This window comes from Thalassotalea montiporae, from assembly GCF_053485855.1.
In genome coordinates this window covers 78,284-99,277 of record NZ_JBQRUO010000003.1, presented here as the reverse complement: position 1 = coordinate 99,277, position 20,994 = coordinate 78,284, and the positions used below count along the sequence as shown (strand labels likewise).

At 44.7% G+C, this 20,994-nt stretch carries 17 protein-coding genes; 3 read left to right on the top strand and 14 right to left on the bottom strand.

What is annotated here, in order from left to right:
* Positions 1 to 192: 192 nt before the first annotated feature.
* The 3 genes from ACSLUR_RS11090 to mfd form a co-directional block, all read right to left on the bottom strand.
* Entirely contained in the window at positions 193 to 483 is a 291-nt protein-coding gene (locus ACSLUR_RS11090) for a DUF1244 domain-containing protein (protein WP_448554540.1), read from the bottom strand.
* On the bottom strand, positions 476 to 2,251 hold the full coding sequence (locus ACSLUR_RS11085; protein ID WP_448554538.1) for a CsiV family protein: 1,776 nt from the start codon (positions 2,249 to 2,251) through the stop codon (positions 476 to 478). The genes ACSLUR_RS11090 and ACSLUR_RS11085 overlap by 8 nt, the downstream gene beginning before the upstream one ends.
* Positions 2,252 to 2,325: 74 nt before the next feature.
* Entirely contained in the window at positions 2,326 to 5,868 is a 3,543-nt protein-coding gene (gene mfd, locus ACSLUR_RS11080) for a transcription-repair coupling factor (protein ID WP_448554535.1), read from the bottom strand.
* Positions 5,869 to 6,071: 203 nt separating this feature from the next.
* Here mfd and ACSLUR_RS11075 point away from each other — a divergent pair, with 203 nt between their 5' ends.
* Positions 6,072 to 6,683 (top strand): DJ-1/PfpI family protein, encoded by a 612-nt coding sequence (locus tag ACSLUR_RS11075; protein WP_448554533.1) that lies wholly within the window; start codon positions 6,072 to 6,074, stop codon positions 6,681 to 6,683.
* Positions 6,684 to 6,688: 5 nt separating this feature from the next.
* Here the strand turns inward: ACSLUR_RS11075 and ACSLUR_RS11070 are convergent, their stop codons facing one another.
* The 5 genes from ACSLUR_RS11070 to ACSLUR_RS11050 all read right to left on the bottom strand — a co-directional run bounded on the left by ACSLUR_RS11070 (position 6,689) and on the right by ACSLUR_RS11050 (position 11,774).
* The gene (locus ACSLUR_RS11070) at positions 6,689 to 7,654 is read right to left on the bottom strand and encodes an enoyl-CoA hydratase/isomerase family protein (RefSeq protein ID WP_448554531.1); all 966 of its coding nucleotides are present in this window, start codon (positions 7,652 to 7,654) and stop codon (positions 6,689 to 6,691) included.
* A 57-nt stretch (positions 7,655 to 7,711) separates the two neighbouring features.
* Complete coding sequence (locus ACSLUR_RS11065; RefSeq protein WP_448554529.1) at positions 7,712 to 8,233, bottom strand: PaaI family thioesterase; 522 nt, start codon at positions 8,231 to 8,233, stop codon at positions 7,712 to 7,714.
* Positions 8,234 to 8,463: 230 nt separating this feature from the next.
* On the bottom strand, positions 8,464 to 10,530 hold the full coding sequence (locus ACSLUR_RS11060; RefSeq protein WP_448554527.1) for a TonB-dependent receptor: 2,067 nt from the start codon (positions 10,528 to 10,530) through the stop codon (positions 8,464 to 8,466).
* 642 nt (positions 10,531 to 11,172) lie between these two features.
* Positions 11,173 to 11,358 (bottom strand): DUF3012 domain-containing protein, encoded by a 186-nt coding sequence (locus tag ACSLUR_RS11055; RefSeq protein ID WP_116018012.1) that lies wholly within the window; start codon positions 11,356 to 11,358, stop codon positions 11,173 to 11,175.
* 68 nt (positions 11,359 to 11,426) lie between these two features.
* Entirely contained in the window at positions 11,427 to 11,774 is a 348-nt protein-coding gene (locus tag ACSLUR_RS11050) for a 5-carboxymethyl-2-hydroxymuconate Delta-isomerase (RefSeq protein ID WP_448554525.1), read from the bottom strand.
* Between the two features lie 181 nt (positions 11,775 to 11,955).
* Here ACSLUR_RS11050 and ACSLUR_RS11045 point away from each other — a divergent pair, with 181 nt between their 5' ends.
* Positions 11,956 to 13,476, top strand: coding sequence for a hypothetical protein (locus ACSLUR_RS11045; protein WP_448554523.1), 1,521 nt, complete (start codon positions 11,956 to 11,958; stop codon positions 13,474 to 13,476).
* A 113-nt stretch (positions 13,477 to 13,589) separates the two neighbouring features.
* Complete coding sequence (locus ACSLUR_RS11040) at positions 13,590 to 14,015, top strand: DUF4124 domain-containing protein (RefSeq protein WP_448554521.1); 426 nt, start codon at positions 13,590 to 13,592, stop codon at positions 14,013 to 14,015.
* A gap of 116 nt (positions 14,016 to 14,131) precedes the next feature.
* On the opposite strand, the gene trpA is transcribed toward ACSLUR_RS11040, so the two are convergent.
* From trpA to ACSLUR_RS11010, 6 genes are read right to left on the bottom strand one after another with little or no spacing between them, the layout of a single operon-like run.
* On the bottom strand, positions 14,132 to 14,959 hold the full coding sequence (gene trpA / locus ACSLUR_RS11035; RefSeq protein WP_448554519.1) for a tryptophan synthase subunit alpha: 828 nt from the start codon (positions 14,957 to 14,959) through the stop codon (positions 14,132 to 14,134).
* Complete coding sequence (gene trpB / locus ACSLUR_RS11030) at positions 14,959 to 16,203, bottom strand: tryptophan synthase subunit beta (protein ID WP_448554517.1); 1,245 nt, start codon at positions 16,201 to 16,203, stop codon at positions 14,959 to 14,961. Before trpB ends, trpA begins: the two co-directional genes overlap by 1 nt.
* 1 nt (position 16,204) lies before the next feature.
* The gene (trpCF, locus tag ACSLUR_RS11025) at positions 16,205 to 17,596 is read right to left on the bottom strand and encodes a bifunctional indole-3-glycerol-phosphate synthase TrpC/phosphoribosylanthranilate isomerase TrpF (protein ID WP_448554515.1); all 1,392 of its coding nucleotides are present in this window, start codon (positions 17,594 to 17,596) and stop codon (positions 16,205 to 16,207) included.
* Positions 17,596 to 18,642: an anthranilate phosphoribosyltransferase gene (trpD, locus tag ACSLUR_RS11020; RefSeq protein ID WP_448554513.1), complete on the bottom strand. Its 1,047-nt coding sequence runs from the start codon at positions 18,640 to 18,642 to the stop codon at positions 17,596 to 17,598. Before trpD ends, trpCF begins: the two co-directional genes overlap by 1 nt.
* Positions 18,643 to 18,660: 18 nt before the next feature.
* Entirely contained in the window at positions 18,661 to 19,323 is a 663-nt protein-coding gene (locus tag ACSLUR_RS11015) for an aminodeoxychorismate/anthranilate synthase component II (RefSeq protein ID WP_448554511.1), read from the bottom strand.
* A 38-nt stretch (positions 19,324 to 19,361) separates the two neighbouring features.
* Positions 19,362 to 20,975: an anthranilate synthase component 1 gene (locus ACSLUR_RS11010; RefSeq protein WP_448554509.1), complete on the bottom strand. Its 1,614-nt coding sequence runs from the start codon at positions 20,973 to 20,975 to the stop codon at positions 19,362 to 19,364.
* Positions 20,976 to 20,994 lie beyond the last annotated feature (19 nt).

Genomic DNA, 20,994 nt, shown 5'->3' with positions numbered 1-20,994 from the left:
TTTATGCTGCATTGTTTGATGCACTAAAAAAACAGGAGCAAGCTCCTGTTTTTATTCTCTTAATTTAGTGTCTTAGTTTAGCGAGTTAATTCTTGGATTTAACTTATTAAGCTATTTCTTTGGGTTTAACTCGCTAAGCTATTTCTTTGGGTTTAACTCGTTAAGCTATTTCTTTGGGTTTAACTCGTTAAGCTATTTCTTTGGGTTTAACTCGTTAAACTTTGCCAACTGCTCTGGCGTGGCTGGTGTTTGGTGTTTTTCTTTCCACTCACTATACGGCATACCGTAAACACTTTCACGTGCAGTCTCGATATCAACTTCTACGCCTAACTTTTCTGCTTCGGCAACCGTCCACTTAGAAAAGCAGTTGCGGCAAAAACCAGCTAAGTTCATTAATTCAATATTTTGCACATCTTTACGGCTATCTAAATGCGCTAATAAACGGCGAAATACCGCTGCTTGGATCTCAATTTCTTTATCCATTGTCTTTCTCGTTCTCTGTCTTGGTTTCTGGTACCGGTGGTTTGTAACGACGAATTTGCACCACCATACCCATATACGGGTGATCGAAATAGTGTACTTCTTTACTGATCACACGTTTATTCTGGCTAAACGGGATCAGCTTATAGGTAAATTTATCTGTGTCAGTGAGTTGTTCGCTAGTCTGCTGGTCCGCGAGCTCATCTGCTGTGTAAGGTACAGCGACGTTAAAATCTGCGGTGATAAACAAATAGTGATTAAGGTGTAGTCTAAATAGGCCATCAAGTAGCCAGTCTTGATTTGGTGGTGTAGGCTCAACTAATACTTGTTCTGCTAGTTGGTTCTCTGAGAGGCGGCTTTCACCTGAATTTTTATCTAAACCTAGCGTGCTAGTGTCTGGATTATCGATATCTGCTAGCACAGATTCCAGCGTAAATGCGTCTTCATCTAGTTGCTGATAAATGCTTGCCAGTAGTGCCGCTTGTTGATTATTGCTAGCAAGTTCCGCGTTGTTGATGTCATCAATCGCGCTTTCATCTGCTGATGATAATTGCTCAGCCAATGCTTTTAACGACAATTGTGATTGATAATCCGCTTTTGCTTGGCGATATTGCTCTTGGTAGTGGTCACCGGCAAATAAACGAATGGCAGGTTCTAGAGCAGGCTTTTTACGATTGGTGAGAGGCTGTCGCCACCCAAGGTGTAGCAAAGGTTTAAAATTCTTGCTACGTCTAAGCTGTAGCGCAATATCTTTTAATTTTAGTGAGTCGGCATCTATTAAATACGGGGCGTTGCTGTAAACAAATTCATTGCCATCAACTCGGCCTGAAAAATTATCTATCGGAATAACAACTGAGTCTTTGTTATTGGCATTGTTATCCGCAATTTGGCTTAACGCATAGTAATCGCTAATTGTACTTTCAGCATTGGTGATAATTGGCTGGCACAGTGCCTGTTCTGAAGTAGTAACTTGCTGGTAATCAAATACAAGTTCAGGTGACTTAAATGTTTGTTCTGCGTCAGCGACTAAGGCTAATTCTTCCTCAGTAAGAGGAAGAATTTCTTCAACTAACCCTAAGTCATTTGAAAGTGTCTCGATTGAGTTTGGAAGTTCACTAGCATTACTACTGTCACTGCTAACACCATTAACAATGCTTTCTTGTACATCGATGTCGGCTGTTAGACTATTTTCGCCTCCTGAGAGCTGCTGGTTGCTAAGCTCACCATCTACCAGTGTTTCGGGCAGTATTTCGGGTATAGTGGCTTGCTCAGCTTGAGCTAAAACTGTTGAGCTATTCTCGAACTGTGGCGTTAATTCTGGGTTTAAGTCGGACTCTAACTTAGCCTCTAAGTTTGATTCAATTGATGAACCAAACGCTGCTTCTTCGGTTGTTAGCTGATCAATTTCATCTAACGATTTTGCTTGATGCAGTGCAGGCAGGCTGACTCTTGCTTGCCAGCCAGGCGCATATACTCGACCTTCACAACTTGGTAGCAGCAACTCCAAAGTTGAAGTGTCAGGTTGCAGGTAGGGTGTTAGCAAGTCGATAACTTGGCGATAGCGTGGCAGAGACGCTTGACCCGAAAAGTTCTCATTGAGCTGGGTTTTGTCGCCAAGCTGACTAAACAAGATCACCTCAACTTCAAACCAGCGTTTGTCGATTTTTCTAGCCGCAAAACTGGGGGCGCTTAACAGCATAGCCGCCACAGGCAAGAGCGCACACGTTGGCTTAATTATTGTTTTGAGCTGCGCTAATTTCTTGTTGAGCATACTACTTGGCTAACCACAGGTTTGTTGCAAACAGAGGCAAAGTTATCATCATAAAGTTATCATAACAGAGCTTACTAGTGCTTGGTAAGCTCTGCTAACACATTGTTTACTAGACCAAAGCGTTGAGCAGCATCTTCGGTAGCTTTAACAATTTTAAGCTTGTTTGCCCCTTCCATTTTAAACACCTTGGGTTGTTGCTGAATAAGGCCAATAATTTTCATTGGGTCGACTTGGGTATTATCACTAAATTCAAACGAGCCTGAGCCAGCACCAACTTCAATGCGGGAAATTCCCAAGCCCTGTGCTTTTTGCTTTAACTTAGCGATGTGAACTAGGTTTTTGGTAGCTTGTGGCAATAGGCCAAAGCGGTCAATAAGCTCTACTTGAATTTCGTCCAGCTCAGTTTTGTCCTTACAGCTGGCGATACGCTTGTACAAGCTCAGGCGTAAGCTAACATCAAAAATATAATCTTCTGGTAGCAGCGCAGGAATACGCAAATCAACTTCGGTTTGTTTTGCGGTAATATTTTCCAGCGATGGCTCTTTGCCCGCTTTAAGGGCGGCAACCGCTTCATCAAGCATTTCCATATAAAGGCTAAAACCCACTTGGCTCATTTGCCCACTTTGATCTTCACCTAGCAGTTCACCTGCGCCGCGAATTTCTAAATCGTGGGTGGCTAGGGTAAAACCAGCGCCCAAATCTTCCAGTGAGGCAATCGCATCAAGTCGCTTTTTCGCGTCTTTGGTCATGCGCTTTTCATGTGGCGTGAGCAAGTAAGCGTAGGCTTGATGGTGCGAGCGACCAACACGGCCACGCAGCTGATGCAGCTGGGCAAGGCCAAGGTTATCGGCTCTGTCCATCATGATGGTGTTCGCACTTGGCACATCGATACCCGTTTCGATAATCGTGGTACAAACCAGCACGTTAAAGCGCTGGTGATAGAAATCGCTCATAATGCGCTCTAGATCGCGCTCACGCATTTGACCATGAGCGGTAACCACTTTGGCTTCTGGCACCAGTGCTTCAATATCACGGGCGGTTTTTTCAATGGTTTCAACATTATTGTGCAGGAAGTACACCTGACCACCACGCAGAATCTCACGTAAAATTGACTCGCGAATTAGCGCATCTTCACGCTGGCGGACAAAGGTTTTCACCGCCAAGCGTTTTGCTGGTGGCGTGGCGATGATGGATAAATCGCGCATACCGCCCATTGCCATATTCAAGGTACGTGGAATTGGCGTTGCGGTCAGGGTCAGAATATCAATATCACTGCGCAGGCGCTTAATTTGCTCTTTTTGTTTAACCCCGAATCTGTGCTCTTCGTCAACAATTAACAGGCCTAAGTCTTTATACTTAATGGTATTTTGCAGTAGCTTATGGGTACCAATTAAAATATCAATTTGGCCACTTTCTACTTTTTCAATCACCGCGTTTTGCTCTTTCGCGGTTTTAAAGCGCGACAGTACTTCAATGGTAACAGGCCAATTGGCAAAGCGATCACGGAAGTTTTCATAGTGCTGTTGGGCTAATAGGGTAGTTGGTACTAACATCGCCACTTGCTTACCATCGTTAACGGCAACAAAGGCTGCGCGCATCGCCACTTCAGTTTTACCAAAGCCAACATCACCACATACCAAGCGATCCATCGGTTTGTGATCTAACATATCACCGACCACCGCATGAATTGCTTGCTCTTGGTCGATCGTTTCTTCAAAGCCAAAGCTGGCGGCAAAGGCTAAGTAATCTTCTTTATTACGCTTAAATTGGTAGCCTTGCTTACTGGCGCGTTTGGCGTAAACGTCTAGCAGCTCTGCCGCAACATCTTTGACTTTTTCTGCCGCTTTGCGCTTGGCTTTACTCCAGGTATCGTTGCCCAGTTTATGAAGCGGTGCTTGATCTGGATCGTTACCTGAATAGCGGCTGATTAAGTGTAATGATGCAACAGGCACGTAGAGCTTGGCATCGTTGGCATAACTCAAGGTTAAAAATTCGGTAGTTAAACCGCCGGTATCAATCGTTTGCAGGCCAAGATAGCGACCAATACCGTGGTCGATATGCACCACCGGCTGGCCGGGGCTGAGCTCTGCTAAATTTTTGAAAATTGCATCCGCTTGACTGTCTTGCGCTTTGGCGCGGCGACGGGTTTGCTTGACGCGATCACCCAGTAATTCCGTTTCGGTAATAACGGCAATTGCCTGTTTATTACCTTCCTCGTCTAACGTGAAGAAAAAACCATTGGTAAGGGTGTTAACGGTAATGGCGGTTGCATCGTCGCTCTCGATAAACTCGTCAAGCGATTCAACACTCGCGGGCTTTATCTCGTGGCGTTTTAACAGTTCAAGCACGCTTTCACGGCGGCCTTGCGATTCGGCAACAAATAAAATACGCGCTTTTTTATGCGCTGCAATAAAAGTGTCTAAGGCAGCAAATGGTGTTTTTTGTTGATGATCAATCGCCAACTCTGGCAGCGCTTCACAGTTAAATAAATGTTGTGATGGCTTTTTACGCGGTGGTCTTGGCGATGAAATCGTGATGCGATCAAAGGGTTTTAACGCGCTAAATAATTCTTCTACCGATAAAAACAGCTGCGCTGGTGGTAGTAATGGCCTCGTTGGGTCGTACCGTCTGTCGTCGTAACGGTATTCAATATCATGCCAGTATTGGCCAAGTGCTTGTTCAATATCACCCATTACAAACGGCAGGGTATTTTGTGGCAGGTAATCAAATAGCGTATTGGTTTGCTCGAAAAACAGTGGCAAATAGTACTCAATGCCCGCTGGCATAATGCCATTGCTGACTTGGTGATAAACCGACTCTTTATCTATCGTGCTTTTGAAGTTTTCGCGATATTGACTTCTAAATAAGTTAATGCCGTCTTGATCGGTTGGAAATTCATGAGCTGGCAGTAAGTTAATCTCTTCAACTTTGTCGCTAGAGCGCTGAGTATCTGGATCAAACAGGCGAATCTCTTCTATTTCATCATCAAAAAAGTCCAAGCGAAACGGCTGGTTACTGCCCATTGGGAATAAATCTAAAATCGCGCCACGAGCAGAGAATTCACCGTGCTCCATCACTTGGTCAACATGGCGATAACCGCTCGCTTCTAAATCCCGTTTTAGCTCAGGTAAGTCTTTACGATCGCCTTTTTTCACCAGTAGCACATTGGCATCAAGATAGGCTTTTGGCGCGAGTCGTTGCACTAAGGTCGTTACCGGCACTATAACGATGCCATGCTCCATACGTGACAAGTCGTACAATGTTGCTAAACGCTGCGAAATAATATCCTGATGCGGTGAAAAGCTGTCGTAAGGCAAGGTTTCCCAGTCGGGAAATAAGCAAATACTGAGTTCGTTTTGGCTGTCTAAACTCAATAATTCATGCTCAAGTCGAATCGCACTTGGGGTGTCATGAGTGATAATTAAAAATGGTTGCTGGCTGTTTTTTTCTGCGCTCTTTACCGCATTCTTGGCAGCATTTTTTGCCGCACTTTTTGCAGCATAGTACAGCGCCACGCTGGCACTAGAACCCGGTAGGTTAACCCATTCTTTTTTATCAATTTTGCTACTTGAATTTTCGGTAAGTGACGGGGTCAGCAGACTAGTAAAATTACTCATGAAACCTGTATAGTGGATTGTCGAATTGATGGAAAAATTTGAAGCGCTAGTGTAACACGCAACTCGCTATTCTCAACTAGTGTGCTCAGTTATGTTTTGGCTGCGTTGAGGTCACTTTGAAGCTACGTTGAGACAAGAGACAGGGATTACATTGTAGGCGCTTAGTTTATCGAGCGAATTAGGTTTTGAGAGGGTATTAGACAATGGCAATAAATGTCGGTATTTATATTTATGATAACGCGGAAGTACTGGACTTTACTGGCCCGTTCGAAGTCTTTACTACAGCAGAGCGCATTAGCGACAAGCCAGTATTTAATACCTTTTTAATCAGTGAACAGGGCAGTTTGGTAACGGCTCGCGCTGGTTATAAAGTGATGAGCCAATACAGTATTGATAATCATCCTAAGCTAGATATTCTGATTGTTGTCGGCGGTGTTCATAACGACGAAATGCAAAAGCAGAATGTGATTGATTGGATTGCACACCAACACAAGCTAGTAAAGTTCACTGCCTCGGTCTGCACAGGCGCTTTTTTACTGGCACAAGCTCAGGTGATTACTAACCATCAAGTAACGACTCATTGGCAAGATATTAGTGAGTTGAGCGCCTTATTTCCCTGCCTAACCGTGCAAGAAAATGTGCGCTGGGTCGAGCAAGGTAATATCCTCACCTCAGCAGGTATTTCCGCTGGCATTGATATGAGCTTTCGACTGATTGAGCTTGTGCTGCAAAGCAAAAGTGCTGATTTCGATGGAGTTGAGTTGGCTGCACGCACCGCTCGGCAAATGGAGTTTGAACGGGCAAAGACGCCATAGGTTAGTTACTCCTCGTTAATATCTCTAACTTCTTGAAGGTCAAACGCTGCATTTGTTGTCTTACCCTCAACTAGGCTAGCTTGCTGGCGTTGATAAGCCTTTGTTGCTTGGTCAGTGCTGGCGGTATCAACAAAAGCGACTTCATCTTGTGCTAGCGCTTGGCTAAAGCTTTGAACATGCCCTTTGTGAATACCTTGCTTGATATAGCTAAGCGATAGTTGCGATTTTCTTGCGAGTTTTTCGGCAAGTTGACCACTCGCCTCAGCTAAATCAGCTTCGTCAACTGCTTGATAGATAAGCCCTAACTGTTTGGCCTCGTCGGCGGTTAAACGGTTACCTAACATACTTAATTCAATTGCTTTGGCTTCACCTATTAGTCTTGCAAGACTATGCATGCCTCCTGAGCCTGGCATTAGGCCGATGAGTGATTCAATTTGGCCAAGGTAGTAATCACCTCTTGCCATCACGCGAAAATCACAGGCCATTGCTAGCTCCATACCAAAGCCTTGGGCGTTGCCACCTATTGCCGCAATTACCGGTTTTTGACTATTTCTTACTTGCTGTAAAAAGCGATTCACCCGCGCATAAGTCAGTGTTGTTTCAATAAAGTTATGTTTTGCAGCGAGGTTAATAACATTTCGCAAAGAGGAAAAGCGATCAAGGCGTACGATGGCTTTTGACATTGCCATGACTAGACGAACGGATAAAGGGAACAAGGGGCCGGTTAGTGCTTTGATTTTTCTCACTTGCTGCATGTGCTGATTGATTTCATCCAGCGAGTAATGAGTAATAAAATAGCCGGGCGATGAGTTCGTCAAAATGATCACGCGCACTTGCGGGTCACGCGCTAGTTTCGAGAAAGCTGCTTGAATGGCTTCTAACAGCTCAAGGGTCATAAAGTGGTGCTCATGGCTGGTAAAGGCAATCGTCGCAGTATGATTAGCGATACGGGTGTGAACTTGAATACTCATGATACTCGTTAGGAAAAATAATTTTGATAATGCCGTTAGGTGGCAGCAGCAATTGAGCTACCGAATGATTTTGCAGGTACAAGAAGCATATGCATAGATCTTACCCTCATCATCTACTAACTTGCCTTCTGACACACCCAGTGATTTTGACATATTGATGACCTGACTTTCCGCGTAAAGGGTTTTACCCACTGGAATAGGGCGCATCATTTTTACGTTAATATCGATAGTGCCATATCCTTCCCCCGGCTTGAGCATGGTATGAACCGCGCAGCCAGTGGCAGAATCAAGTGCAGTGCAGGCAAAGCCGCCATGTACGCCGCCCATCGGATTTAAATGCTGTGCTGAGGCTGTTGCTTCAAATTTTACATAGCCCTCGCGCACTTCAACTAAGTAAACGCCCATCGTATCGGCAATGCTAGGTGGCGGCACTTGCTGGTTAGTTAAAGCGGTAAGCAGCTCTAAGCCACTAAGTTTACGTGGATCAACGGCTTGTTTGTTTTCAGCTTTGTTTTTAGTGATAGATTTTTCAGCCAGAGTGTTTTCAGCTAAAGAAGTGTCTATTGTGTTGTTTGCCATGGGTTAAGCCAATTGTTTTCGTTGTTATTTTTTAGACAAGAAAACTTAGCTTAAATCAGTTGAGTGATATGGCAAAGATTTTTGTTTATGTTTACGATTGTCCGCGCGGATGTAGGCTCAATTAAGACATTGGCTTGAAAGAGATATTAAAATACTAAAAAGAAATTAGCTCTGCTGAATCAATTGAGTTGGTTCAGCCTGAGCTAATTAATAAGGTTGTTAACGTAAGTTTAGAACGAGTAACTCGCTTCTAACCAAGCACTCACACCTTCTCCAGGTACCCGTTGACCCACCGGAATATCACTCCCTTGCACTCGGTTATAACCACTTAAATGACTGCGATAATCTTTATCTAATACATTATCAATTCCTGCTTTAAGGGTCAGTGACGTGTTAACGAAATACTGAGCGTCTAGATTGACTAAGCCATAGCCTGAGCTGGTTTGCTCTAGGTTAGTGTTAGATACCTTATTTTGGCTGGCAACCGCGACCAATGTTAGGTTAGTGGCAAAGTCAGTGTCTTGGTAACTGAGAGTCACTTGGCCATTGAGCGGCGCAATGCGATAAAGTTCGTCATCAATATCACGGCGCTCGCCTCGCACATAGCTGGCAATGCCTGATATTTGCCAATGTTCATTAAACTTGTATTGCCAATTGATATCTGCCCCATACAACTTAGCATCCACATTGGTCAACTGCAGCGGATTTGAATCGCCTGCCATCATCTGTGCCACCATACGCGCGGCCATTTCACTTATCGGTAACGGCGTGCCTTGAATATAGTTATCAATACGCTGATAAAAGATATGAGGGCTAATCGAGAGTTTTTGATCAAGGTAGTTAACGCCTAAATCTAGCTGGTAAGCTTGCTCTGAATCGAGATTGATATTGCCAATATAAGTGCGGCCATCTGCTAAGCCTGCTGTTGCTTCCATTGGCAGCCATAAGAAGCGCTCTTGGTATGAGGGGGCACGCGTTTTTACGCCAACGCCTGCTGAAAGTGATAAGTTGTCAGTGAGCCTTGTTTCGCTATTAATCGCTAGGTCGATATCGGTTTCGCTGACACTGCGATCTGCATTGTTGAAGCGATTTAATAGCATGGCTGGCATTGGCATTGTTGTTGGCATAGACGCCATCGATGTTGAGACATTACCCGCATCAGCCTCTGCACGTTTTAGGCGCAATCCATAGCTAATCTCACTGTTAGCAAGCTTTGTCACTAATTCGGCGAATAGGCCATAGCGATTATCTTCCACTTGATTAAAGTTATTGACAAAGAACATGGCATTGTTGGGATTAGAAATAAATGAATCATGCTCAGCAAAATAGCCATCAATACCTAAGGTGAGGTCGCCAAAACTAAAGGCTTGCTCGGCGCTTAACTTAACGTCAATCGTTTCAGATTCAGCGTGATTGCGACGATGACGCATTGGGTTGTTGTTTTGCCTCAGCAAGAAATTGGTCATCTTGTGATCGGCATCTAAATAACCTAACTGCCAGTTTATTTGCCAATTCGCCAAGCTAAAGCCGCCGTCTAGGCTAACACGATGGCTAAAAATATATTCAATATCCATCGGTAGCGCGGGCGTGCCTGAATCTTGCGTATCTAAGTAGTGATAGGTGAGGCCGATATTTTTATTACCATTATCAAAACGAAAATCCCCACCAAACTGACGCTTTTGAAACTCAGTCGGGCTAATGTCTTTGCCATCACCGGTTTCCATATCGTCCGCTTGCTGCACATTAGCAAATACCATGGCGCCCCAATCGCCTTGGCTAAGGTTAATAACGCCAGCGCCAGTTTCTGCGTCATTATTACTGCGATAACCCAGTTGTAAATCGCCAGCTATAGTCAATTTTTGCTCTTGGCTTACTTCCGCTTTACGCATTTTTACTTGCACTGCCCCGCCAAGCGTATCAATTGCCGCAGAAACAGGGGCGACGCCGCGGTAAACGGTTAGTGCGTCAACTATTAGCGGTGTTGAGTAACTGAGTGGCGTATCCATGGCATTTGGGCCTGCGCCTATGATCGGATGAGCGTCAATCGTGGTGGCAACGCGATCACCAAATAACCCACGATATTGGGCAATTCCCGTGACTGGACCATTGCGATTGATATTGGCACCGGGCACGGAAGCTAGCCAGTTCGCTAAATCAGGCACGCTGGTACTGCCTTTTGCAATCGCTGAATGCTCCTCTAAGCCATGACGTTGATGGCTAATGGTGATCACTTCCAGTGCGTTAATTTTTTCAATATTATCGTCGGCATAAGCTACGATCGAATTGGTGGCTAGCATTAAACCAGCAAGCATGATTGATTTGGTAATTGGGTTGACAGGTTTGTTGTAAAGAGCACAAGAATTTTTATTGCAGCATGACATAACGAGGTTAGCTCAATTTAATTAATACCAAATTGAATAATTATTTGATCACTCAGCGAGAATTTAAAGGCTCATAGACAAGGCTTGGCGTGTAGAGAATGGTTACTCCCTTGTCAAACGGCATAACGCAGTATATGAGCCTTTAAAACTCGCCCTTGGGAATGCATAAGCAGCATGATAACTGCACAAAATTCACTTGATGTAGAACAATTATATCGTCATAAATTTCGTTTGTTCTAATACTGCTTATGCCATTCTGAGAGACTAAATAATTAATCAAATTGGTATAAAGTAGATGAATAATTTAATCTTATTGTCTTTAGCTAAACTGCTGTTAGCAAAGGAAAAGTGGCAAGTGCGACAATATGTCGCAGAATTTACTAACGCAAACACGGCAAATGAGTGAGCAAGGATTTTTTCTTTGTTTTAGCGCAATAAAAAGGCGAAAAATTCAATGAAAGTGGCGGTTGGAATCGCTTGATTAGTAGGGGGTTATTAACACTAACTTTAACTAAATGGTGGCTAAAGCTAGTGTACTTCCATTTGTTATTAGAAAGGTTAATTAAACACGCAATGCTTGGCGTAGTCTTTTGCTTCAGTTGCGGTCCAATCGCCTTTAGGCTTTTCGCTCATTTGTTTGCACCATTTTTCGCTGCCGACTTCAGGTGCACAGGCCGAAACAAATAGTGCTAACAGGCTAACGCTGATTAATTTTTTTATTGAAGTGCTGTATTGATGTGTCATCCTTTTGATCCTTGTTGTTTTTCTAATTGTGTTTTTCTAGTAATTTTTTTCGTCGTGTCGCAAAACAATTAAAGCATAGCTTTATTGCAATAGCTCGCCTTCTCAAAATCATTAACATTCATGGCAATGTTAGAAACACTGGGCAACAGTTCAGTGAGGCGCTCTACCACCGCTTTTGACAGCGCCGCTTTCTGCTCGACCGTTCGACCTTGCATGATGTTGGCGAAAACATGAATAAAGCTCCCTGTTTCGGTGCCGCCAACTAAATATGTGCTGTAGCTGTTGGTTCTCACCTTAATGTCACCTAACGTAAATAGCTCACTAGCGACAGCAACTTGATGAACAGCCAGGTTTAACTCAGTTTCCTCAACAAGTTCAGTAATGTTTTTCGAGCATTCAATCACAAAATGCGGCATTCGAGTTTCCTATAGAGAGTTTTTATAAGTGTAATTTAGCAGTGACGTAAAGAAGCGTAAAGCTATGTAAAGTAGGGCAAACCTCTGGAACTAAGCTAAATCCTCTCACTCTATTAAGCGCATTTAACAGCGAATATTCGCTTGTGCTAACTGCGTATTAATAACGACAAAAGGATGATTTATGCTTTCCAGTTTTTTGCCAACACCTCAACTTGTTAAAGCCCGTTCAGGCTTATCAATTCTCTCCTGTTTATTCTTGCTCAGTGCTTGTGGTTCAAGCTCTGATGATAGCTCAGACATAGGCTACATCCAGCTTTACAATGCATCAGCAAACGCGCCAGCTATCTACATGACGGTTGATGAAGATCCTGAAGAAGACAGCGATGATGAAATAGAACGTACTTACACAGCGGTAGATTTTACCAATGTCAGTAGTCGAAACGAATTGCCCACAGATAGCTTTTTTGTCGATTTAGGTTGGCAAAGTGAAGATAGTAATGACCATGATGATTTGACCATTATTTATGAGCAAGAAATCGCGATAGAAAGCAATATGATTAATTTCTTAGTGTTAGCAGGAGATATAACGGCTCCAAGTATTCTAAGCTACAACATTCCTATTGTTGATGATGAAGACGATAGCACTGACGACTTATTCAACCTTCGCGTGCTAAACCTACATGCAAATTTTGACAATCTAGATGTATACGTGTCGAAAAGTAGCGAAACCTTTAATGAAGCTGAGCTGCTTGATAGCACTGCCTATACAGAGCTGACGATCAATCACAAACTAGCTCAAGACGATTACACTTTCTATATCACCGAAAATGGTGGTGATGAAGTATTATTCCAGTCGGAAGAGGTGCCATTTCAATACACTTCTCAGTATGTGTTAGCGGTACGTGAAAACTTAGGTGTTGATAGCACGCCTTTTGTTATCGATGTGATCTCTAGTAGCAATGCTACTGAGTACCAACAACTTGGCTCAACTGCCCGTTTTCGCGCTTATAACGCGATCCAATTAACAGAGCAGTTGGCAATTTATCAGGGCGAATTTGATTTGTTTATGGATACCGCTGACCAAGAGGCGACAATTGAGAGTTTGGCTATTGGTCAGTTTAGTGATGCGATTGCAACCGCCTATGGAGATTACAGCTTTGCGCTGACTTTACCCGATTCAAGCGAGCAATTGCTTAAAAACCATTTGGTGACCTTAACTGAAAATGCTGACAGAACGGTTTTCTTCTATGCCTCTGAAGAATTTGTCGACGAAGACGGTGACGGCGATGTTGACGAAAATGGCGATGGCATTGTCGATGAAATCGACGTAACCATTAATTCGCTCGTTGTCAGTAACAGCAGCTACCAAGGCATCTATCAGCACAATGTGAATATTGTGAATTTGATTGATGACGAGGATTTTGGCTCTGTTAATGTCTATTTTGTGCGAAGTGACGAGCTTATTGAGACTGCCGAGTACAAAGACACAATTGCCTATGCGTCTAATGAAAGCATGCTGTTATTGAACAATACCTATCAGGTTTACGTGGTTGCACAAGTTAATAGTAGTGATGTGATATTAGCGACTCAATCGTTAACGCTTGATGAAGACTCAGCCGAGCAATACTTGATTCTAACCAATGATGTAAGCTCTGCAACAGGCTACACAATGACATTTGCCGATCAAAAGCCACAAACCTAGGGTTGAGTGGTTTACGAAATTTTTCAGTGATTAATTGCTCAAAGCTCGAACAGTTGGCTTACAGCAATGTTCGGGCTATACTGAGCAAAATGGCGAACAACAAGGAGCAAGTTTTGGCTAACCGTTTATTAGTGTTAATGTTTTTGACACTTTCAGCAAGCGTTGCAGCATTTCAATCTGCTGAAGTTTATCGCTGGGTGGATAAAGACGGCAACGTGCACTATTCAGATATGCCGAACAATCCGAACGCCAAACTTATCTTTGTTCAGCCTGGTATCACATCAAAAGCCGACACGGCACAATTTCCCGAACAAGTAGCTGATAACAGTACCGCTATTTCTGATCAAGACTTAGCCCAAGCTCAAGACCAATTAGCATTTAGGGAAGCGCCGAATAGCGCAGAATCCTGTCGTGATTTACGGGTAGAAATGAATCAGCGTTCACGTGATTTAAATGCCGGTAACCCGGAAAAAGCAAGACAAGCGAGAATTTTCTTAACGTTGGCGGAAAAACTGCTGGAAAGCGGTAACTGCCAATAGGATAAAGTGAGTCATTTTTTATGACAGCGTTGTCGTAAAAGTTGTCGTAAAATAAACTGAATTAAAAAGAGGGCAATTAAGCCCTCTTTTTTGCGTTCAGAACAAGTGGATTAGACTTATTTAGTTGCTGCTTTCATCGCAGAAACAAATGTCGTTAGCTCAGCTAACATCTTGTCTTCATCATTGAGGTTTTGCTCGATGATTTTTACGGTTGCAGAGCCACTAATCGCACCTTTTGCACCTGATTCAATGGCCGCAGCCACTTGCTCAGGTGCTGAAATTCCAAATCCCAGTACCGGTGGAGGTGCGTTAAATTCGGTTAAGCTGTTAATCAGATTATCCGCTGGCATCGTCGCTTTAGTTTCTGCGCCCGTCACACCGGCGCGACCTAGTACATAAGTGTAGCCTTGGCTAAATGCTGCCACTTCTTTTAACGTTGCTTGCGTTGCGTTTGGCGGCGCAATAAAGATTGGCGCAATGCCATTGTCGCGAGCGGCTTTTCTAAATGGCGCACTTTCGCGAATTGGCACATCGGCAATCAAAATAGAATCGACACCAGCATCGCTCATTTCTTCGTAAAAACGTGAAATACCACGCGAGAATACTAAGTTGCCGTAGAGCAGCAAGCCAATTGGCACTTGCGGTGCGTAGGCGCGAATTTCTTTTAAAATATCAATGCAATCGTCCGTGGTGATACCCGCAGCAAGGGCGCGAATACCAGCCATTTGAATAACCACACCGTCAGCACTTGGGTCTGAAAACGGAATACCAAGCTCTAGCGCATCGGCGCCAGCGTCGATAAGCGCTTTAATCACGTTAATTGATTGCGCTTTTCCAGGGTCGCCAAGCGTCACGAACGGCACAAATGCCCCTTCATTTTGCTCAGCTAAGCTATCGAACATCTGTTGGTAGCGGTCTTGACCTGCTTTAATACTTTTAGTCATTACGCTACTCCTCCTTCAGCGGTTTCTGGTGATAAAATCGTGTGAACGTGCGCTAAGTCCTTATCGCCTCGGCCTGAAAGGTTTACTAGGAAAATCGTTTCTTCGGTCACTTGCTCAGCCATTTTTAAGGCTTGACCAAGGGCATGAGAAGATTCAAGTGCAGGAATAATACCTTCATTACGTGCTAACGCTTGGAAGGCTTCTAGTGCTTCATCGTCGTTAATAGCAACGTACTCAGCGCGGCCAGTATCTTTTAAGAAGGCGTGTTGCGGGCCAACACCAGGGTAATCTAGACCGGCAGAAACCGAGTAAGACTCTTCAATTTGGCCGTCTTGATTTTGCATAATGTAGGTGTAGTTGCCGTGCAGCATACCTTTAGTACCCGCAGTTAAAGTAGCGCCATGGTGCTGGGTTTCAACGCCTTTACCACCTGCTTCAACACCAATAAGTTTAACGCCTTCTTCTTTAATAAAGTCGTTAAACATACCAATGGCGTTCGAGCCACCACCAACACAGGCAATTACGTAATCCGGTAAACGACCTTCTTGTGCCAACAATTGCGCTTTTGCTTCTTCACCAATCATTTTCTGGAACTCACGCACTATGGTTGGGAATGGGTGAGGGCCAGCCGCCGTACCTAATAGGTAGTGGGCATCTTCATAACTTGCTGACCAGTCGCGAAGTGCTTCGTTACACGCATCTTTCAGTGTGCCGCTGCCTGCGGTTACTGGAATAACTTCCGCGCCCATTAAACGCATACGAAACACGTTAGGTTGTTGGCGTTCACAGTCTTTCGCACCCATGTAAACGCGACATTTTAAGCCCAGCAGTGAACAAGCGATTGCTGAAGCCACGCCGTGTTGGCCTGCGCCCGTTTCCGCGATGATCTCAGTTTTACCCATGCGTTTTGCCAGCAGTGCTTGGCCTAACACTTGGTTCGTTTTATGAGCACCGCCGTGTAATAAGTCTTCACGCTTTAAGTAGACTTTCGCTAATGGGTTTTTCACCAAATTACGACATAGGGTTAATGGTGTTGGGCGACCTGCGTACTCCTGTAGCAGTGAGTTAAACTCGTTTAGAAAGTCTTCGTCTTTTTGTGAGTCGATAAATGCTTGCTCTAGCTGCTCAAGGGCAGGGACTAAAAGTTCGCTGACATACATGCCACCGAAGTCACCAAAGTAGGGTGACAGGCGCTTTTCAGCGGTATCTGTAGACTCTATGTTCGTAGAAACTGTGTCTGTCATGTTAGTAATTCCTAATTTCAGCAAAAACCTGATTAATTTTTGCTGGTGATTTTTTACCTGGGCTGGTTTCAACACCTGAGTTGATATCTAACCCTTTTAATTGCTGTTTGTTCGTTACCTTGATGGCGTCGCCAATGTTGTCAACGCCAATACCACCGGCCAATAAACAAGTTGATAAGGCTTGTTCGGTGTCAGCTAACGCTTGCCATGGAAATGGCTGACCCGAGCCGGGCGATTTGCCATCTAATACCCAGCCGTTAACGTCTAAATCAAGCGGTGGCACTTGCTCGGTAACCGCTTTGGCTTTCCATACTTGGCAGCCCGCTGGCAAAAGTGGTGATAACGATTCAATGTAGTCGGCTGACTCATTGCCATGAAGTTGCACAGCGCTAAGCCCTAGTGTGTTGGCAAACTCAGCGACCTGCTGAGCTTCAGCATCAACAAATACGCCAACATAATCTAAGCCAGACTCGGCTTTTACAATTTGCTCTGCTCGCGCTAGCGTGACATAGCGCGGCGATTTTTCTGCGAAAATCAATCCGCCGTATAAACCACCAGCTTGTTTGACCGCCGTTGCTGTTGCTGCGTCAGTCAAGCCACATACTTTGTGCTGGCCAAAAATTAACTGGCGACACGCTTTGTCAACATCGTCTTGCGCCATGATCGAACTACCAACTAAAAACCCATCTACCGCTGGTGCTAAATAGCGAACTTCCTCGTTGGTGTAGATACCGGATTCAGAGATCACTAACTTACCGTCTGGAATTTGTGGAGCGAATTCAAACGTACGTTCGATATCCGTTGAAAGATCCCGTAAGTTGCGGTTATTTATGCCAATTAGCTTGGCATCTAGCGCTAATGCGCGGTCTAACTCATCTTGGTTTGAAACTTCAGTGAGGATCGCTAAATTGTATTTTTGTGCAACCTCAGCCAGCTCGCGATACTCATTATCGTCTAACACACTCAGCATTAATAAAATGGCATCGGCACCATAGTGACGTGCCAAGTAAACTTGGTAAGTGTCGATAAAGAAGTCTTTATTCAGCACTGGCGCTTTTACTTTTGCGGTCACTTGTTGCAAGTACTCAAAGGTACCTTGGAAGTATTTTTCGTCGGTTAATACCGAAATACCTGCTGCGTAGTTATCGTAAATGGTCGCAATTGCCTCAACATCAAAGTCAGGACGAATTAAGCCTTTTGACGGTGAAGCTTTCTTACATTCGAGAATAAAGCCTGCTTGTGGCTCGCTTAAGCGGTCGTACAGGCTTTTTTGTGTTGGCACTAAATCATTGATAAAGCTTTCCAGTGGTAGCGATTTTTTCAACGCTTCTACCACTATTTTTTTGTCTTCAACGATTTTTGCTAATACATTTTTTGTAGGTGAAGAACCCATTAGCTTGGCACTCCGTCTTTATTTGGCTCTTTATTAGAAATTTCAACCAGCGCGGCTAAGGTCTTAGCTGCTTGGCCAGAAAGTAACATATCTTCCGCTAGTGAAGCGGCGCCTGCTAAGGTTTCCGCTTTGCCGTGCAGATAGAGCACAGCGGCAGCATTGATGATCACAGCGGCATTATGCGCTGGCTTACCTTGACCTGCTAATATGGCTTGAATTGCTTCAGCATTTTCTTGCGGTGTACCGCCTTTGATATCTTCCAAGGTGTATTCTTGCAGGCCGAAATCTTCTGGAGTGATAGTTTTCGCGACTTGCTCGCACTTTTCACCATCATGTGTAATTTCAATAATTTGGGTTGAACCATGCAGGGCAATTTCATCTAAACCACTGCCGTGCACTACCCAGCCACGCTTAACGCCAGTAAGGGCTAGCGCATCGGCCATCACAGGTAACAAGTCTGGTGTATAAACGCCGAGCAACATAGTGCTTGGCGCAGCAGGGTTTACCAGCGGCCCTAAAATATTGAACAGGGTACGAACACCCATGGCTTTACGCACGGGCGCAGCATGTTTAAAGCCCGGATGATAAGCAGGTGCATATAAGAAACATAAGTTTGCATCGCGTAAGCACTGCGCCGCGGTTTCTGGCGACATGGTTAGGTTCACACCAAGCGCTTCTAATAAATCCGCTGAGCCAGACATTGACGACACACTGCGGTTACCGTGTTTTGCCATTTTAATACCGCACGCTGCCGCTAGAATAGCTGCTGTAGTCGAAATGTTAATGGTATTCGCGCCATCACCACCCGTACCAACACAGTCAGTCACTTCAAAATCTAACGCAGGAAACGCGGTAGCGTTATTTCTTACTGCCAGTGCCGCTCCGGCAATTTCAGCAGGTGTTTCACCTTTGATTTTTAATGCAGTTAGCACGGAAGCAAGCAGCTCTGGTGCCACTTCACCTTGAATCATTTGCTCAAAGAAGTCCTGCGATTGTGCTTGGCTAAGGGCTTCTTGGTCGATTAACGTATTGAGAACAGTTGACATAATTTGCGTATTCCTTGCTTATTTATTGCTATTAGCTATTGAGGTAGCGTTTTCAGATGACGAAAACAGGGTGAAAACGCGCTCAATGGCTTGTGCCAATAAGTTGCTACCATAGGTGGTTAGCACAGACTCTGGGTGAAATTGAAAGCCGACCACGGCATCATCGCTGTGTTCAATCGCCATCACCAAACTTTGATTCGGCTCTTCTGTTGTTGCGGTCACGGTTAAGTTATCCGGCATCGAGGTTGCCACCAATGAATGGTAACGGGCGACAGGTAATGGATTATTAATCCCCGCAAACGCGCCTTCACCATTGTGATGAACTGGCGATGATTTACCGTGCACAATACTTGGGGCGCGGCCAACCGTACCGCCATAGTGTTCAATTAAGGCTTGGTGCCCTAGACAAATCCCAAGAATTGGGTATTTGCCTGCTGCCTTGCTGATCAGTTCCATTAAGCAACCAGCTTGATGCGGCGCTCCCGGGCCCGGTGATAAAACTAACATTACATCACCTGATAGGGCTTCGAGCTGCGACATAACAAAATCAGCAGATAGGGTATTGCGAAATACTTTTGGCTCAAAACCTAACTGGTAGAATTCATCCACTAGGTTGTAGGTGAATGAATCTAGGTTATCGAGCATTACGATATGTCGAGCAGGGCTATTTGAATTTGTCATTGTGTTTGTCATTGTACCTATCACTGTACTACTCAAAATCAGGCTCCTACTGCTTCTACTTCAGCCAAGATTTCAGCCGCTTTAATGGCGTTAATCACCGCTTGTGCTTTTTGGCGTGTTTCGTTGGCTTCCGCTTGTGGGTCTGAGTCGTACACCACACCAGCGCCAGCTTGTACATGGGCTAAGCCGTTTTCCACAAAGGCTGAGCGGATGACAATACAGGTATCCATTTCACCTTCGCCTGTGATATAGCCAACCGCACCGCCGTAACTGCCACGGCGCTTGCCTTCAAATTTGCGAATAAGCTCGGTTGCTTTTACTTTTGGTGCGCCAGATAGCGTACCCATATTCATACAAGCTTGGTAAGCGTGCAGGGCGTCTAATTCCGGCTTTAATTGGCCGCAAACACGCGATACTAGGTGCATGACATGCGAGTAGCGATCGACTTTTAACAGCTCTGCGACGTAGCGCGAACCGGGCGCTGCCACACGGGCAATGTCGTTACGGGCTAAGTCTACTAGCATAATATGCTCGGCCATTTCTTTTTGATCTTGGCGCAGCTCTAATTCAATGCGGCTGTCCAAATCAAGCGACAAGCTGCCATCCGCATTAAAACCGCGAGGGCGTGTACCGGCAATTGGGTACAGTTCTACTTGGTTATTGCTGGTTTGATATTTCAGTGCCGACTCAGGTGAAGCGCCAAACATGGCAAAGTCTTTGTCTTGCAAGAAGAACATGTAAGGGCTTGGGTTCGATGCTTTAAGTTTCTTGTAGGCAACAATCGGTTGTTCGCACGGTAAGGTAAAGGTACGTGACGGCACTACTTGGAAAATATCACCGGCGCGCACGTGTTCTTTCAGTGCATCAACCGTGTGGCAGAAGGCTTGGTCTGAAATATCAACGCTTACTTCAGCCACTTGTGCATTCGGTTTTTCTTGCAGCGGCTTAGCAACAATCACGCTCGATAGCTGCGCTTTAATTTCTGATAAACGGCGGCTAATTTCAAAGTAGCACTTTTGCTGCTCTGGCCCTGAAAACACATTGCCAATCAGCTCAGTTGAGCGCTTTTCATGGTCAATCACGACAATGGTTTCAGCGAGATAGAACACATAGTCTGGGCAGCTATTTGGGCTGTTATCAACCTCAGGTAGCTTTTCTGCCACTGCCATCAAGTCAAACGCGAAACAACCTGCCAGCATCACCGCTAATTCATGGTGAGTAGTGTTGTTAATTTGCTTAAACACACGTAGTGCATCAAAAGCATTATGGGCTTTTAAGCGAGTTAATTCATCAAGGTTGCCATCAACAGGCGAAAACTCAATTAATGTATGCGCTGCTTGTTTGCTCACTTTGGCATAGGCCGCCAGTTCATTACTGACAAATTCAATGGCCGATTCACCATTGAGCGATAATGGCTCAAGGGTAACGGTTAAACCATGACAGGTAACTTTAACCGCCGCGTCAGTCACTAACAGGCTTTTTAGCGCATGCTTTTTATCAATTTCAGCAGATTCTAACAGTACCGTATGTGGCTTGTTACCAGCATCAATACCACATAATTGCTGGTAAACCGCCAGTGGATCTGGTTGATATTCGGCGGCACCTGATAAGGTGTTTACCGCGCCGGGCGTCGCATTGAGGGTAGTTTGCATCGTGTCTCTCAATCAGTAA